The sequence below is a fragment of the Pantoea sp. YU22 genome (assembly GCF_003970755.1).
GTDB classification, from domain to species: domain Bacteria; phylum Pseudomonadota; class Gammaproteobacteria; order Enterobacterales; family Enterobacteriaceae; genus Pantoea; species Pantoea piersonii.
Genome location: NZ_RYDU01000010.1, coordinates 81,365 through 96,356, shown reverse-complemented (window position 1 = coordinate 96,356; position 14,992 = coordinate 81,365). Strand labels below are relative to the sequence as shown.

Genomic DNA, 14,992 nt, shown 5'->3' with positions numbered 1-14,992 from the left:
CGGCGCAGACATTCTACCGGCTTGATGTAGGCCGCCTTTTCCGTAACACTGCTGCCATGTGTAAACGTTTTCCCTAAAGCAGGTCAAGGCATGGCTACGATTAAGGATGTTGCCAGACTGGCGGGAGTTTCCGTCGCGACGGTTTCCCGTGTGATTAATAATTCGCCTAAAGCCAGCGAGAGTTCGCGTCAGGCCGTCAGCCAGGCGATGGAGGAGCTGCAGTACCATCCTAACGCCAACGCGCGCGCGCTGGCGCAGCAGTCAACAGAGACCTTAGGACTGGTGGTCGGCGATGTGTCCGACCCTTTTTTCGGCGCAATGGTTAAGGCAGTTGATGAAATAGCCGGACAGACCGGCAACTTTTTGCTGATTGGTAACGGTTACCATAATGAGGAAAAAGAGCGTCAGGCGATTGAGCAGCTGATGCGCCATCGCTGCGCTGCGCTGGTGGTGCATGCCAAGAAAATCCCTGACGCCGAGCTGGAGCTGCTGATGAAGCAGGTGCCGGGCATGGTGCTGTTAAACCGGCTGCTGAAAGGGTTTGAACAGCGCTGTATCGCGCTCGACGACCGCTACGGTGCCTGGCTGGCGACGCGCCATCTGATCCAGCAGGGGCATCAGAACATCGCCTTTATCTGCTCCACCCATCCGATTTCCGACTCCGAAGATCGCCTGCAGGGCTATTACGACGCGCTGAAAGAGCACGGCCTGCCCTGCAACGATCGGCTGGTTACGCTCGGCGAACCGGATGAAGTCGGCGGCGAACAGGCGATGACCGAGCTGCTGGGGCGGGGCCGCAGTTTTTCCGCCGTGGCCTGCTATAACGACTCGATGGCCGCCGGGGCGCTGGCGGTGCTGAGCGATAACGGCGTTCGCGTGCCGGAGGAGATGTCGCTGATCGGCTTTGATGACGTGCTGGTGTCGCGCTACGTGCGCCCACGCCTGACGACGGTGCGCTATCCCATTGTCACCATGGCGCAGCAGGCGGCGGAGCTGGCGCTGGCGCTGGCCCACGGGCAGCCGTTGCCGGAGGTGACCAATATGTTCAGCCCGACGCTGGTGCGACGGCATTCAGTGAGCGGGCCGGGTTAAATCTCGCGCCGGTAAAGCCTGACCCTTTTATGCGGGTAGTCCAGCGCCTCGCCCGCTGGCGTCCAGCCGTGGCGTTCGTAATAGTCGCCAAAGGTGGACCAGAGCCACAGGCGGCCATAGCCGCGCTGCCGCGCGTAGTCGATCACATGCTGCTGTAGCGCCGCGCTCAGGCCGCCACCGCGCGCGCTTTCCTCGACATAGAGCGCAGCGAGCCAGGGGAAGAGATCCTGACGGCTAATCAGGTCGCAGCGCCAGAAGCCCACCGTACCTACCGCCCTGCCTGCGTCGTCAACGGCAACGAAGGTGACGGGAAACTCCGCCTCCTGCAGCGAACTCTCCACCACGCTGGCCATAAAGTCGCGACTGTTGTCCGCGTCAAAGGCGAGCCACAGCCAGTCGGAGATCTGTCCGGCGAACTGCGGCGCGTCGCGCAAAGAGAGGATCTTCACCTGACGCGCGCCTTAGCTCAGCTCAAGCGCCAGCAGTTCCTGGATGGTCTGCGCACGGCGGATTTCGCGCGCCCTGCCCTGTTCGAACAGCACTTCCGGGATCAGCGGGCGGCTGTTGTAGTTAGAGGACATCGACGCACCGTAGGCGCCGGTATCGTGAAACACCAGATAGTCACCCACCCGTGCCGCAGGCAGCGCGCGCGTTTCGACCTTGCCGCCTTCCAGCTGGGTAAAGACGTCGCCTGATTCGCACAGCGGCCCGGCGACCACGCTATCGACCCGCGTCTGCTCATCGACAGCGCGTCCGTCGCCCGCCAGCAGCGAAATATGGTGATAGCTGCCGTACATAGAGGGACGCATCAGATCGCTGAAGCCCGCATCCACCAGCACGAAGTGGCGGCTGCCCATCGCTTTCACCGCGCGCACCTGCGACACCAGCACGCCTGATTCAGCAACCAGAAAACGGCCCGGCTCGATCTCCAGCTTGACCGGATGGCCGAGATGGGCGGCGATACGCTGGCGCGCCGCATCCCACAGCCCGAAATAGTGCGCGGTGTCGATCGCCTCTTCGCCGAAGCGGTAAGGAATGGAGAGGCCGCCGCCCGCCGAAATCGCCTCAAGGTCGTGGCCGAGCGCGATCACCTGCTCCACCATCGCATCGCATACCTGCTGGAGATGGCCGTAATCGACGCCGGAGCCGATATGCATATGCAAGCCGACCAGCCGCAGGCCATATTGCTCAATCGCCTTCAGCGCCTGCGGCAGCTCGCTGTGCCAGATGCCGTGTTTGCTGTTCTCGCCGCCGGTATTGGTTTTCTGGCTGTGGCCATGGCCGAAGCCAGGGTTAATGCGCAGCCACACCGCGTGGCCAGGGGAAACGTTGCCCAGCTGATGCAGCATATCCACCGAGCCGGCGTTAACCGGCACCTTCAGCTCCGCGATGCGCGCCAGCGTCGGCCGATCGAAAACGTCGGCGGTAAACACGATCTCTTCGCCGCCAGGCTGAAAACCCGCCGCCAGCGCGCGTTCGATTTCGCCGAGCGATACCGAGTCGACCTTAACGCCCGCCGCGCGCATCAGGCGCAGGATATGAATGTTGGAGCAGGCTTTTTGCGCGAAGCGCACTACGTCGAAGGCGCGCAGCTGTTCGATACGCTGCTGAATAATCTGTGCGTCATAGGCCCAGAACGGGCCGTTGTACTGCTGCGCCAGCGGCAGCAGCTGTTCAGCGTTAAGCGCGGTGGTGTGGTCGGTTAAGGCGCGTGGCATAAGGATTCTCCTGTGGTTACGGCTATTAAGCCAGAACCGTGCCATGCTGAAAAATATCTGTTTTAATAGCTTCTATGCAAAATGGATATGGTAGCCCATGGCAAAAATTAACTGGCGACACATTGAGATCTTTCACGCGGTGATGACCAGCGGCAATCTGACGCAGGCCGCGACGCTGCTGAACACCTCGCAGCCCACCGTCAGCCGCGAGCTGGCGCGACTGGAAACGCAGCTTGGGCTACGGCTCTTCTCGCGCGTGCGCGGTCGGCTGCAGCCCACAGTGCAGGGGTTGCGCCTGTTCGAAGAGGTGCAGCGCTCGTGGTACGGGCTGGATCGCATTATGGAGGCGGCGGACGGGCTGCGTCAGTTTCGTCAGGGGGAGCTGTCGATCGCCTGTCTGCCGGTCTTTTCGCAGTCGCTGCTGCCGCCGCTGGTGCAGCCCTTTATGCAGCGCTATCCCGACGTCAGCCTGAATATTATTCCGCAGGAGTCGCCGCTGCTGGAGGAGTGGCTGTCGGCGCAGCGCTACGATCTCGGCCTGACCGAAACCCAGCATGCGCCTGCCGGTACGGAACGCCTGGCGCTGCTGACCTGCGACGAGGTGTGCGTTCTGCCGCAGCAGCACCCGCTCTGCGCACGCGCGGTGCTGACGCCGCAGGATTTCGCCGGAGAAAACTACGTCAGCCTGTCGCGCGCCGACAGCTATCGCCAGCTGCTGGATACGCTGTTTCATGAAAAGGACGTGGAGCGCAGGCTGGTGCTGGAGACGCACAGCGCGGCGTCGGTTTGTGCGATGGTGCGCGCGGGCGTGGGGATTTCGGTGGTGAATCCGCTGACGGCGCTCGATTATGCCGACAGCGGTGTGGTGATGCGTAAATTCAGCGTCGCGGTGCCTTTTACCGTCAGTCTGGTGCGCCCGCTGCACCGCCCCGCCTCGGCGCTGGTCGCCGCCTTTGTTTACCACCTGCAGACGCAGGTGGCCGACTTTCCCCGGCGCATCGCCGAACGGCTGGCTTAGGCGCGCACTGTTGCGGCGCTGCCGCCCGCTTTACGGAAGGTGATCAGACAGATCAGCAGGCCTACAGCGGCCAGCGCGGCGGCGGCGACCGGCACCGCGGTCAGGCCGTAGCCTCGTCCGATTACCGCGCCGCCGACCCATGCGCCCAGCGCATTGCCGACGTTAAAGGCGGAAATGTTCAGCGTCGAGACCAGATTCGGCGCCTCCTTGCCATGGCGCACCACGTTGATCTGCAAACCCGGTACGGTGGCGAAAGTCGCCATCGCCCACAGGAACAGCGTCACTTCCGCCAGCCACAGCGCATGGCTGGTCCAGCTAAACAGCAGCGAGAAGATGGCGATCAGCGAGAAGCTTAAAATCAGGCTGAAGGAAACCTTCCAGTCCGCCAGCTTGCCGCCGAGGATATTGCCGACGGTCAGGCCTGCGCCAATCAGGAACAGCGTCCAGCTGACGCCGCGCGCGCTGATGCCGGTAACCTGCAGCAGCAGCGGCGCGATATAGCTGAACAGCGCGAACATCGCCGCGGCGAAGAACACCGTCATCAGCAGCGAAAGCCACAGCTTGCCGTTAGCCAGCGCGCTGATTTCGCTCGCCAGATGCACCGGCTTCTCTTCTTTATTGACCGGCAGGCTGACAATCAGCGCGATAAAGGCCAGCACGCCGATAATGGCGACGCCCCAGAAGGTGGCGCGCCAGCCGAACAGCTGACCAAACCAGGTGCCGAGCGGCACGCCGAGCACGTTCGCCAGCGTCAGGCCGGTAAACATCAGCGCCACGGCCGACGCCTGACGGCCCGGCGCCACCAGGCTTGCCGCCACGACCGCACCGATGCCAAAGAAGGCACCGTGACAGAGCGCGGTAATGACGCGAGCCATCATCAGCAGGTTATAGGTGTAGGCCAGCGCACAGAGCACGTTGCCGATAATAAAGATAATCATCAGCAGGATAAGTGTTTTTTTACGCGGCAGTCTGGCGGTCAACAGCGCCATAATCGGCGCGCCGATGGCGACGCCCAGCGCGTAGCCGCTGATGAGCCAGCCTGCCGACGGAATCGAGACCCGCAGATCGCCCGCCACCTCGGGCAGCAGGCCCATAATGACGAACTCGGTGGTTCCAATCGCAAACGCACTCAGCGCCAGCGCCAGTAAAGCAACAGGCATAACACACTCTCCCAATCGATAAGCAGGTGAACGCCGCAGCGGACGCCGGGCGCGGACGGTTATAAAAATTTGAACTTCGTCACGGTGGGTATTAAATCATAGCCGCCTCTCGGCATACACCCCGCGTGCGGCAAGGATCTTTTGCCGCAGACGCAATAATGAGTGCCGGATGTTTGCCAGAATCTTAACAATAGCCTCCCCTATTACGCGCTACGCTTGATAGTGAGGGGCAGCCGCACTATTAAAAAGGGCGCGTTTCATGTTGATTTATTGCGTAAAGGAACAGGATGCATTGCCGATACCCCAAATGCCTTGTCCGATAATGTAAAGCCATTCTTATGCGGGGAGAGAAAATGCAACGGCTAATCGCTCTGATGGCGCTCTGTCTCAGCGGCTGCTCCGTCGGCCACTATGAGTACAGCAGCGAAGCGCAAAAGCGCGTTGATATGACCTATACCGGCATTCCCACCGCGCTCGGGCTGGGAACCCTGGGCACCACCATTCCGCTGACGGCGGAATATAGCCTGACCGCCGCGCACGTCGCTAAGTTCTCGCTTTATCGCGTTAAGGCCTGGCATCCTGAGTGCGATCTCGCCGTGGTTTACCATAAAAATAGCGAAGCTAATCTGCCGCCGCGTTTTCGCAACAGCCATATCGGCGACAAAGTGAATCTCTACGGCTACAGCTTTATCAGCGCGATGCCGGTCAGCTCCAGCGGCGAGAACCTGATTAATACGTCATTAGCGAACAGCTGGAACAAGGCGCAGTGCGTGGTGGTTGCGGCCAATGCCGGCGTGGTGAAAGGCATGTCGGGCGGCGCGGTCTATAACGCCTCGGATGATACCCTGGCGGGGGTGATTGTCGGCTACAGCAGCCGCATTGATGATAACCAGAGCGGGAAAACCCTCTATCGCGACGTTGCGCTCTATGTGCCCTATGCGCGCTTCGAAGCCTGGCTGAACGGCGTAGTGAAATCCTGACGGCCAGAAAAAAAGAAGGCCAGCATCGCTGGCCTTCTTTGTTTACTTCGCGCCGCCCGGACGCAGCGCCGGGAACAGGATCACGTCGCGAATGGTATGGCTGTTGGTGAACAGCATAACCATGCGGTCGATACCGATGCCCAGACCCGCCGTCGGCGGCAGGCCATGTTCCAGCGCCGTAACGTAGTCTTCGTCGTAGAACATCGCTTCGTCGTCGCCCGCGTCTTTCGCGTTTACCTGCTGCTGGAAACGCTCCGCCTGATCTTCCGCATCGTTCAGCTCCGAGAAGCCGTTGCCGATTTCGCGGCCGCCGATAAAGAATTCAAAACGATCGGTAATTTCCGGGTTCTCGTCGTTGCGGCGCGCCAGCGGCGACACTTCCGCCGGGTATTCGGTGATAAACGTCGGCTGGATCAAATGCGCTTCCGCCGTCTCTTCGAAAATCTCCGTCACTACGCGGCCCAGGCCCCAGCTCTTCTCGACTTTAATGCCGATAGCCTGTGCAATCGCCACGGCTTTGTCGAAATCATCCAGATCCGCCAGATCGGTTTCCGGGCGGTACTTTTTGATCGCTTCGCGCATGGTCAGCTGCTCAAACGGCTTGCCGAAATCGAATTCCTGCTCGCCGTAAGGCACTTTAGTGGTGCCGAGCACGTCCTGCGCCAGGGTGCGGAACAGGCTTTCAGTCAGTTCGATCAGGTCTTTGTAATCCGCGTAGGCCATATAGAGTTCCATCATGGTGAACTCAGGGTTATGGCGCGGCGAGATGCCTTCGTTACGGAAGTTACGGTTGATCTCGAATACGCGATCGAAACCGCCTACCACCAGACGCTTCAGGTAGAGCTCCGGCGCGATACGCAGATACATGTCGATATCGAGCGCATTGTGATGGGTGATAAACGGACGCGCGGAGGCACCGCCCGGGATCACCTGCATCATCGGGGTTTCCACTTCCATAAAGTCGCGGTTCACCATGAACTGGCGGATGCCGGCCATGATTTTTGAACGCACTTTAAAGGTGTGGCGCGAATCGTCGTTGGCAATCAGATCGAGATAGCGCTGGCGATAGCGGGTTTCCTGATCGGCGAGGCCGTGGAATTTGTCCGGCAGCGGACGCAGCGCTTTGGTCAACAGACGCAGCTCGTGGCAGTGAATCGACAGCTCACCGGTTTTGGTTTTAAACAGCTTGCCGCGCGCGCCGAGAATATCGCCCAGATCCCATTTCTTGAACTGTTCGTTATAGATGCCTTCCGCCAGGTCGTCGCGCGACACATAGAGCTGAATGCGGCCGCCCACGTCCTGCAGCGTCACAAAAGAGGCCTTGCCCATAATGCGGCGGGTCATCATGCGTCCGGCGACGCTGACCTCAACGCCTAAATCTTCCAGCTCTTCGTTGCTCTTTTCGTCATACTGCGCGTGCAGCACGTCCGAGGTGGTATCACGGCGGAAATCGTTAGGAAAGGCCACGCCGTTTTCACGCAGCGCGCTGAGTTTTTCGCGACGCGTTTTCAGTTCGTTATTTAACTCAAGGGCGGCATCAGCGCTCTGCGGTTGTTGTTCTGACATGTCGGTTCCTTATAGCCCTGCTTTTAAACTTGCTTCAATAAAACGATCGAGATCGCCATCCAGCACCGCCTGAGTATTGCGGGTTTCAACGCCGGTGCGCAGATCTTTGATGCGGGAATCATCCAGCACATAGGAGCGAATCTGGCTACCCCAGCCGATGTCAGACTTGTTGTCTTCCAGCGCCTGCTTCTCAGCATTTTTCTTTTGCATCTCAAGCTCGTACAGCTTCGCCTTCATCTGCTTCATCGCCTGATCTTTGTTTTTATGCTGAGAGCGGTCGTTCTGACACTGCGTAACCGTGCCGGTCGGAATATGGGTGATACGCACCGCCGATTCGGTACGGTTAACGTGCTGACCGCCCGCGCCCGACGCGCGGTAGACGTCAATGCGCAGATCCGCCGGGTTGATGTCGATGTCGATATCGTCATCCACTTCCGGATAAATAAACGCAGAGCTAAATGAGGTGTGGCGACGGCCGCCGGAGTCAAAAGGACTCTTACGCACCAGGCGATGCACGCCGGTTTCGGTACGCAGCCAGCCAAACGCGTAGTCGCCGGAAATGCGCACGGTGGCGGATTTCAGACCGGCCACTTCGCCTTCTGATTCTTCGATGATTTCGGTTTTAAAGCCTTTGGATTCGGCCCAGCGCAAATACATACGCAGCAACATGCTGGCCCAGTCCTGTGCTTCGGTGCCACCGGAACCGGCCTGCAGATCGATATAGCAGTCGGCGCTGTCATATTCCCCGGAGAACATACGGCGGAATTCCAGCTCGCCCAGTTTGGTTTCCAGCGTGTCGAGTTCGGCAACGGCTTCGTTGAAAGTCTCTTCGTCGTCCGCTTCTACCGCCAGCTCCAGCAGTCCTTCAACATCTTCCAGGCCCTGCTGCATTTGATCGAGAGTGTCGACGATGGCTTCCAGCGAAGAGCGTTCTTTACCCAGCGCCTGCGCGCGTTCAGGTTCGTTCCAGACGTCTGGCTGCTCCAGCTCGGCGTTTACTTCTTCGAGACGTTCTTTCTTGGCATCGTAGTCAAAGATACCCCCTAAGAACGTCGCTGCGCTCGGTGAGGTCCTGGATGCGGTTTTTAACCGGATTAATTTCAAACATGGCTTTCGGGTCTTTTCGCTGAATGTCGGGATGGAAACCCCGCAGTCTAACTGAAATAGCCGTGAGATTGTAGGGTTTCAGTGGCGCGCCGTCCCTGGCAGTAAACCTCTTCGTCAGCGTGATCTCACCAGGTTGTTTGAGCCGCTCGTCACGTTTATGCTGCAAAATTCAGTGACCCACAAACAGCGGCTGGCGCTGATTAACTCTATGATTCAGGCGGGCGACGTACCGCAGGCGAAAAGCTTTATCGAAGCGCTTGCGCGCCGCGTACCGCAGCAAAAGGAAGAACTGATGACGATTGCGGAACAGCTTAAGCAAATGGGACGCGAAGAAGGCCTTAGCGAAGGCCGTTACAAAGGGCGCAATGAAGGCCAGCGCGAGGCGACGCTGGCGATTGCGCGCAATATGCTGGCCAGAAGGCTCGATTTTACGCTGGTGCAGGAAGTGACCGGGCTGTCGGCGGCGGATCTTCAGCAGATCCGCCACTGAGGCCGGATTAATTCAGCGGCCAGAGATGATCGATAATCAGCTGTACCGAGCGATTGCCGCGGTATTCATTGATATCGAGCTTAAAGGCCAGCTCCACCTGACGCACGCTGCTGTCAGGCCACAGCGTGGTGTCGACGTTAAAAGCGATGCCGTCAATCAGCGGGCCGCCGCCGAGCGGCTCCAGCATCACTTTCAGATGGCGTTCGCCTACCAGCCGCTGCTGCAGCAGTTTGAATTTGCCGTCGAAGGCGGGCTCAGGAAACGCCTGTCCCCAGGGGCCCGCTTCGCGCAGCAGCTCGGCGGTCTGTATGCTGAACTCGCCCGGCTGCAGCGCGCCGTCTGACCAGATAACGCTCTGCAGCGTCTCTTCGCTCAGCCACTCTCCCAGCAGCTCGGCGAAACGCTGACGGAACGCCTCGAACTGCGTCTCCTCCAGCGACAGCCCCGCCGCCATGGCGTGACCGCCAAACTTCAGCATCATGCCGGGATAGAGCGTATCGAGCCGCTCCAGCGCGTCACGCAGGTGCAGGCCGGGAATCGACCGTCCAGAGCCTTTTAGCGTGCCGTCGCCCGCCGGGGCAAAAGCGATAACCGGACGATAAAAACGCTCTTTCAGCCGCGAGGCAAGAATGCCGACCACGCCCTGATGCCATTCAGGATGGTAAAAAGCCAGTCCCAGCGGCAGGTCGGTCTGCTGACGCTCCAGCGCCTGACACAGCGCCAGCGCCTCGCTCTGCATACCCTGTTCAATCTCTTTGCGCGTCTGGTTCAGCGCATCCAGCTCGCTGGCCAGCATACGCGCCTGCGTAATGTCGTCGGTAAGCAGCAGCGCCACGCCGACCGACATATCATCGAGCCGCCCCGCCGCATTCAGGCGCGGGCCAAGGGCGAAGCCGAGGTCGCTCGCCACCAGCTGGCGCGCGTCGCGGTTGGCGATCTCCAGTAGCGCGCGTATGCCCGGACGGCACTTTCCGGCGCGAATGCGGCTCAGCCCCTGCCACACCAGAATACGGTTATTGACGTCGAGCGGCACCACGTCGGCCACGGTGCCGAGCGCGACCAGATCCAGCAGCTCCGCCAGGTTCGGCTCGGCGCGCGTTGCGCCAAACCAGCCCAGCTTGCGCAGATGCGCGCGCAGCGCCATCATCAGGTAAAACGCGACGCCGACCCCCGCCAGCGCGCGCGACGGAAAGGCGCAGTCGTGCAGATTGGGGTTAACAATCGCCTCCGCCTCAGGCAGGGTTTCGCCCGGCAGATGGTGATCGGTGATCAGCACCGGAATGCCGTGCTGATGCGCGCAGGCGACGCCGCTGTGGGAAGAGATGCCGTTATCCACCGTCAGGATCAGCTGCGCGCCGCGTGCGCGCGCCTGCTCCACCACTTCCGGGCTCAGGCCGTAGCCGTCGTCGAAGCGGTTAGGCACCAGATACTGCACGTTATGGCCGCCCATACTGCGCAGCGCCAGCACCGTCAGCGCAGTGCTGGTCGCACCGTCGGCGTCGAAATCGCCCACGACCATAATGCGCCGCCCGTCGAGCAGCGCCTGGTGCAGCAGCTCAACCGCCTCATCCAGCCCGTTCAGGGTGGTGAAAGGCAGCAGATGCTTCGCACCGCGCTCCAGCTCAGCCGGGCTGCGCACGCCGCGCTGCAGATAAAGCCGTTTAAGCAGCGGCGGAAGATCCGTCGGGAGTTGATCCTCAACGCTCACTTCACGCCGCCGCAGTTCTACTGATTTAATCACTGCCAATTAGCCACCGCGCTTCTGCTGATCCAACACCTGCTTCAGCTCCTGCGGCCCCTGATAACCCGGGATCATCATGCCGGAGTCGGTCAGGATCGCCGGCGTGCCCTGGATGCCGTAAAGAATGCCCAGCTTGTAGTGCTGATCGAGATCGATCTTACAGCTGTCCGGCGCGCTCATCTGCGGCGCGTTGCCCTTCATCGCTTCATCAAAGGCTTTGTTGCGATCGGCCGCGCACCAGATCGCCTTCATGGCGTTTTCTATCTGGCCGTGCAGCCCTTCGCGTGGGAAAGCGAGGTAGCGCACCGTGATGCCCAGCGCATTGTAGTCGGCCATTTGCTCATGCAGCTTGCGGCAGTAGCCGCAGGTGATATCGGTAAAAACGGTAATGACGTGCTGCTCTTTCGCCGCTTTATAGACGATCATCTGCGGCGCCAGCGCCTCGACCTTTTTGTCGAGCAGCTGATTGGTGACGTTGACCGGCTGCGCGCCGCTGACGTCGTAGAGCGGGCCCTGAATCATATGTTTGCCATCTTCGGTAACGTAAATCACACCGCTTTCCGTCAGCACGGTTTTAAAACCCGGCAGCGGCGATGGCGCGATTTCCGTCTGCTTCAGGCCCAGCTTTTTCAGGGACTGCAGGATCGCGCCGTCATCGGCCTGAGCTACGCTGCTGAAGGCGCCAGCCAACAGAGCCAGCAGGAGAAATTTCTTCATCTTCTTTCCTTAATGTCCGCGTCAGGCGCGCGGATGATGCTGTTGATGCAACTGACGCAGCCGCTCGGTAGCGACATGCGTATAAATTTGCGTGGTAGAGAGGTCGCTGTGTCCCAGCAACATCTGTACGACACGCAGGTCGGCGCCGTGGTTCAACAAATGGGTGGCGAAGGCGTGGCGCAGCACGTGCGGCGACAGTTTTTCGCTGTCGATGCCCGCCAGCACAGCGTAGTGCTTGATGCGGTGCCAGAATGTCTGTCGCGTCATCTGCTGCGCGCGGCTGCTGGGAAACATGACGTCCAGCGTCTGTCCGTTAAGCAGCCAGGGGCGGCCATGTTCAAGGTAGTGCTCCAGCCAGTAAACGGCCTCTTCACCCAGCGGCACAAGACGCTCTTTATTGCCTTTCCCGATCACGCGCACCACGCCCTGACGCAGACTGACGTCGCTCAGGGTCAACCCGACCAGTTCCGAGACGCGCAGCCCCGTCGCATAGAGCAGCTCCAGCATCGCCTTGTCGCGCAGCTCCAGCGGAATCTCGGTGCTGGGCGCCTGCAGCAGCCGCTCGACCTGCGCTTCGCTAAGATCTTTCGGCAGCCGCTGCGGCAGCTTCGGCGCAGAGAGCAGCGTGCTGGGATCGTCGCTGCGTAGCTTTTCGCGGTAGAGATACTGAAAGATGCGGCGCATGGCGCTGAGCAGCCGCGCCGAACTGCTGGCTTTATAACCGCCTTCCAGCCGCTCGGCGAGAAACTGCTGCAAATCCGCCGTCTGCAGCGTCAACAGCGTCAGACCGTGATGCGTCAGCCAGTCGGTCAGCGTCTTTAAGTCCTGGCGGTAAGAGGACAAGGTATTTTGCGCCAGATTGCGTTCAATCCAGAGCGCATCCAGAAACTGTTCTGTCAGGTCGCTGTCTTGCACGGTATCCCCGCCCTTGAGGTAAAATCATGCTCATTATGCCTGAATCCGCCCTGCTTCTGATACAATTGCGCCAAAGTCAGACTTACTCAGAGCATTATCTGCATGAAAATTGGTCTTTTTTACGGCTCAAGTACCTGCTATACCGAAATGGCCGCAGAGAAAATCCGCGACTTTATCGGGGCTGAGCTGGTCACGCTGCACAACGTGAAAGATGACGATCCGCTGCTGATGGAGCAGTACGATTTACTGATTTTAGGCATCCCTACCTGGGATTTCGGCGAGCTGCAGGAGGACTGGGAAGCGATCTGGCCGCAGCTGCCGACGCTCAATCTGCGGGGTAAAATCGTCGCGCTCTACGGCATGGGCGACCAGCTTGGCTATGGCGAATGGTTCCTGGACGCAATGGGTATGCTGCATGAGCTGCTGCTGCCGATGGGGGTGACGTTTGTTGGTTACTGGCCGCTGGAAGGCTATGAATTTACCAGTCCGAAGCCGCTTAGCGCCGATGGCAAGCAGTTCGTTGGCCTGGCGCTGGACGATGTTAATCAGTTCGACGTGACCGATGAACGCATCGAACAGTGGTGCGAGCAGATCCTGACCGAAACCGCCGCGCTGCTGTAGCGGTCGGCCTACCCCCTTTCCGCGCGGCAGAGCAAGCGGGCGCGGAACTGACGCCAGCGGGCGGGCGGCATCATATCCTGCATCAGCCACAGCCTGTACAGGCGTCCTTTTTCACTGCGCAACACCAGCAGCGCCGCGCCAGGCAGCCAGCGGATCGGCCCGACGATGCGCCAGCGCGCGCCCTGCCAGCGCCAGCTGTCGTCACTTTTATGCTGTAACAGTCCCCGCCGCTGCGCCAGGCGTCGCTGCTGCTGCAGGCTTTCGCGCATCATCAGCAGCAAAATCGGGATTTTTATCAGCCAGAAAAGCGCGGGCAACGGCGCGCCCGCTACCGTAAGCAGCGCGCCTGTCGCAAGCGCGCCGTGCAGCACGCGCGCCTGCCGCGACGGCCGCAGCTTACATTGCCACGGGGCCGCGTTCACGGTTGCGCTGTTGGATCAGCCGGATAATGCGCTTCAGCTCGGGATCGGCCGGTTCGCCGTGATCCATCATCCAGTTGAAGAGATCGGGATCGTCGCTCTTCAGCAGCGCGACAAAAGCCTTTTTGTCGGTATCGCTGAGCGTGTCATATTCATATTTGAAGAAAGGCATAATAGCCACATCCAGCTCCAGCATGCCACGACGGCAGGCCCAGTGAATGCGTGATTTGTCATGAATGTCCATGTGAGTTATTTCCGCAGTTCAGACAGTGCGGCTAGTGTAACCTGGTTTTATTGCGCCTGCAGGGGCCCGTTGCGATGCTGTGCGACGCGCCGCGCGCGCATGCCTGTCGTTACCGCGCCGACTCGCGATTTGTGCGCCCGATTCCGTAAACCTGTTGCAAAGCCAGTATGCTCTTTTAACATTGAGTTCAGGATTAACCTTTTTAATCAGGACAGCCAATGCCTATTTTCAGCTTACCGCCGCGCCAGCCCGTGGCCGCCTCTCGTCTGCCGTTAACCCTGATGTCGCTGGAGGCCTGGGCGCTGGTATCGGTGCAGGGTGCCGACAGCACCTCTTATCTGCAAGGCCAGCTTACGCTGGACGTCGCCGCGATGGGGGCGGATCAGCACCGTCCGGCGGCGCACTGCGACGCGAAAGGCAAAATGTGGAGCAACCTGCGTCTGTTCCATCGCGGTGAAGGCTACGCCTACCTGGTGCGTCGCGAGCTGCGCGACACGCAGCTGGCCGAACTGAAAAAATATGCGGTGTTCTCTAAAGTGACGCTGCTACCGGACGATGAAGCTGTGCTGCTTGGCGTAGCGGGCTTCCAGGCGCGCGCGGCGCTGGCCAGCCTGTTCGATACCCTGCCGGACAGCGAGACGCCAGTGGTGCAGCAGGCGGACACCACGCTGCTGTGGTTCGCCACGCCCGCCGAGCGCTTCCTGATTGTGACCACAGACGAGCAGGCGCAGGCGCTGCAGCAGAAGCTGGCCGACGACGCGCAGCTGAACGACAGCACGCAGTGGCTGGCGCTTGATATCGAGGCAGGCATACCGGTGATCGACCCGGCGACCTCCGCGCAGCTGATCCCGCAGGCCACCAATATGCAGGCGCTCGACGCCATCAGCTTTAAAAAAGGCTGCTATACCGGGCAGGAGATGGTGGCGCGCGCCAAATTCCGCGGCGCCAACAAGCGCGCGCTTTACTGGCTGGCGGGCCAGGCGAGCCGGGTTCCCGCAGCGAATGATTCGCTGGAGCTGCAAATGGGCGAGCGCTGGCGTCGTACCGGCACCGTGCTTGCCGCCGTTCAGCTTGAGGATGGCGACGTATGGGTTCAGGTGGTGATGAATAACGATCTGGAGCCGGAAAGCGTGCTGCGCGTGGAAGGCGATGAGGGCGGCCGTCTGCTGATTCAGCCGCTGCCCTATTCGCTGGAAGAGTAACG

At 60.3% G+C, this 14,992-nt stretch carries 16 protein-coding genes; 6 read left to right on the top strand and 10 right to left on the bottom strand.

Features of this window, described 5'->3' with window-relative positions:
* The first annotated feature begins 90 nt into the window (after positions 1 to 90).
* Entirely contained in the window at positions 91 to 1,092 is a 1,002-nt protein-coding gene (galR, locus tag EKL29_RS14910; RefSeq protein WP_120454479.1) for an HTH-type transcriptional regulator GalR, read from the top strand.
* On the opposite strand, the gene EKL29_RS14905 is transcribed toward galR, so the two are convergent.
* Positions 1,089 to 1,541 carry a GNAT family N-acetyltransferase gene (locus tag EKL29_RS14905; protein ID WP_126690080.1) on the bottom strand — a complete coding sequence of 151 codons (453 nt, stop codon included), beginning with the start codon at positions 1,539 to 1,541 and terminating at the stop codon, positions 1,089 to 1,091. The genes galR and EKL29_RS14905 overlap by 4 nt on opposite strands.
* A 12-nt stretch (positions 1,542 to 1,553) precedes the next feature.
* Positions 1,554 to 2,810, bottom strand: a complete 1,257-nt coding sequence (gene lysA / locus EKL29_RS14900; RefSeq protein WP_126690079.1) for a diaminopimelate decarboxylase — start codon at positions 2,808 to 2,810, stop codon at positions 1,554 to 1,556.
* Positions 2,811 to 2,907: 97 nt separating this feature from the next.
* On the opposite strand from lysA, the gene EKL29_RS14895 reads away from it, so the two are divergent.
* Positions 2,908 to 3,828 (top strand): LysR family transcriptional regulator, encoded by a 921-nt coding sequence (locus EKL29_RS14895; protein WP_126690078.1) that lies wholly within the window; start codon positions 2,908 to 2,910, stop codon positions 3,826 to 3,828.
* Here the strand turns inward: EKL29_RS14895 and EKL29_RS14890 are convergent.
* Positions 3,825 to 4,988 (bottom strand): MFS transporter, encoded by a 1,164-nt coding sequence (locus EKL29_RS14890; protein WP_120454487.1) that lies wholly within the window; start codon positions 4,986 to 4,988, stop codon positions 3,825 to 3,827. The two genes, EKL29_RS14895 and EKL29_RS14890, sit on opposite strands and share 4 nt — an antisense overlap.
* A gap of 353 nt (positions 4,989 to 5,341) precedes the next feature.
* Here EKL29_RS14890 and EKL29_RS14885 point away from each other — a divergent pair, with 353 nt between their 5' ends.
* The gene (locus EKL29_RS14885; RefSeq protein WP_120454488.1) at positions 5,342 to 5,968 is read left to right on the top strand and encodes a serine protease; all 627 of its coding nucleotides are present in this window, start codon (positions 5,342 to 5,344) and stop codon (positions 5,966 to 5,968) included.
* Between the two features lie 42 nt (positions 5,969 to 6,010).
* Here the strand turns inward: EKL29_RS14885 and lysS are convergent, their stop codons facing one another.
* Positions 6,011 to 7,534, bottom strand: a complete 1,524-nt coding sequence (gene lysS, locus EKL29_RS14880; RefSeq protein WP_120454490.1) for a lysine--tRNA ligase — start codon at positions 7,532 to 7,534, stop codon at positions 6,011 to 6,013.
* 9 nt (positions 7,535 to 7,543) lie between these two features.
* Positions 7,544 to 8,642, bottom strand: a protein-coding gene (prfB, locus tag EKL29_RS14875; protein WP_120454492.1) for a peptide chain release factor 2 whose coding sequence is annotated in 2 segments (ribosomal slippage) — positions 7,544 to 8,566 and positions 8,568 to 8,642 — 1,098 coding nt in all. Because the reading frame shifts where the segments join, the coding sequence is not laid out codon by codon here.
* A gap of 171 nt (positions 8,643 to 8,813) precedes the next feature.
* Here prfB and EKL29_RS14870 point away from each other — a divergent pair.
* Positions 8,814 to 9,131, top strand: a complete 318-nt coding sequence (locus EKL29_RS14870) for a hypothetical protein (protein ID WP_126690077.1) — start codon at positions 8,814 to 8,816, stop codon at positions 9,129 to 9,131.
* Positions 9,132 to 9,138: 7 nt separating this feature from the next.
* Here the strand turns inward: EKL29_RS14870 and recJ are convergent, their stop codons facing one another.
* From recJ to xerD, 3 genes are read right to left on the bottom strand one after another with little or no spacing between them, the layout of a single operon-like run.
* On the bottom strand, positions 9,139 to 10,872 hold the full coding sequence (recJ, locus tag EKL29_RS14865) for a single-stranded-DNA-specific exonuclease RecJ (RefSeq protein ID WP_120455113.1): 1,734 nt from the start codon (positions 10,870 to 10,872) through the stop codon (positions 9,139 to 9,141).
* 6 nt (positions 10,873 to 10,878) lie between these two features.
* Positions 10,879 to 11,589 carry a bifunctional protein-disulfide isomerase/oxidoreductase DsbC gene (gene dsbC / locus EKL29_RS14860; protein ID WP_120454496.1) on the bottom strand — a complete coding sequence of 237 codons (711 nt, stop codon included), beginning with the start codon at positions 11,587 to 11,589 and terminating at the stop codon, positions 10,879 to 10,881.
* Between the two features lie 21 nt (positions 11,590 to 11,610).
* Positions 11,611 to 12,504, bottom strand: a complete 894-nt coding sequence (xerD, locus tag EKL29_RS14855) for a site-specific tyrosine recombinase XerD (RefSeq protein ID WP_120454498.1) — start codon at positions 12,502 to 12,504, stop codon at positions 11,611 to 11,613.
* Between the two features lie 102 nt (positions 12,505 to 12,606).
* Here xerD and fldB point away from each other — a divergent pair, with 102 nt between their 5' ends.
* Positions 12,607 to 13,125: a flavodoxin FldB gene (gene fldB / locus EKL29_RS14850; RefSeq protein ID WP_120454500.1), complete on the top strand. Its 519-nt coding sequence runs from the start codon at positions 12,607 to 12,609 to the stop codon at positions 13,123 to 13,125.
* A gap of 8 nt (positions 13,126 to 13,133) precedes the next feature.
* On the opposite strand, the gene EKL29_RS14845 is transcribed toward fldB, so the two are convergent.
* Together EKL29_RS14845 and sdhE are read right to left on the bottom strand one after the other, a co-directional pair.
* The gene (locus EKL29_RS14845; RefSeq protein WP_126690076.1) at positions 13,134 to 13,547 is read right to left on the bottom strand and encodes a protein YgfX; all 414 of its coding nucleotides are present in this window, start codon (positions 13,545 to 13,547) and stop codon (positions 13,134 to 13,136) included.
* A complete protein-coding gene (sdhE, locus tag EKL29_RS14840; RefSeq protein ID WP_120454504.1) occupies positions 13,522 to 13,788 on the bottom strand; it encodes an FAD assembly factor SdhE in 267 nt (88 codons plus the stop codon). The genes EKL29_RS14845 and sdhE overlap by 26 nt, the downstream gene beginning before the upstream one ends.
* Before the next feature lie 218 nt (positions 13,789 to 14,006).
* Between sdhE and ygfZ the strand changes: the two genes are divergently transcribed.
* Positions 14,007 to 14,990, top strand: coding sequence for a tRNA-modifying protein YgfZ (ygfZ, locus tag EKL29_RS14835; protein WP_126690075.1), 984 nt, complete (start codon positions 14,007 to 14,009; stop codon positions 14,988 to 14,990).
* Positions 14,991 to 14,992 lie beyond the last annotated feature (2 nt).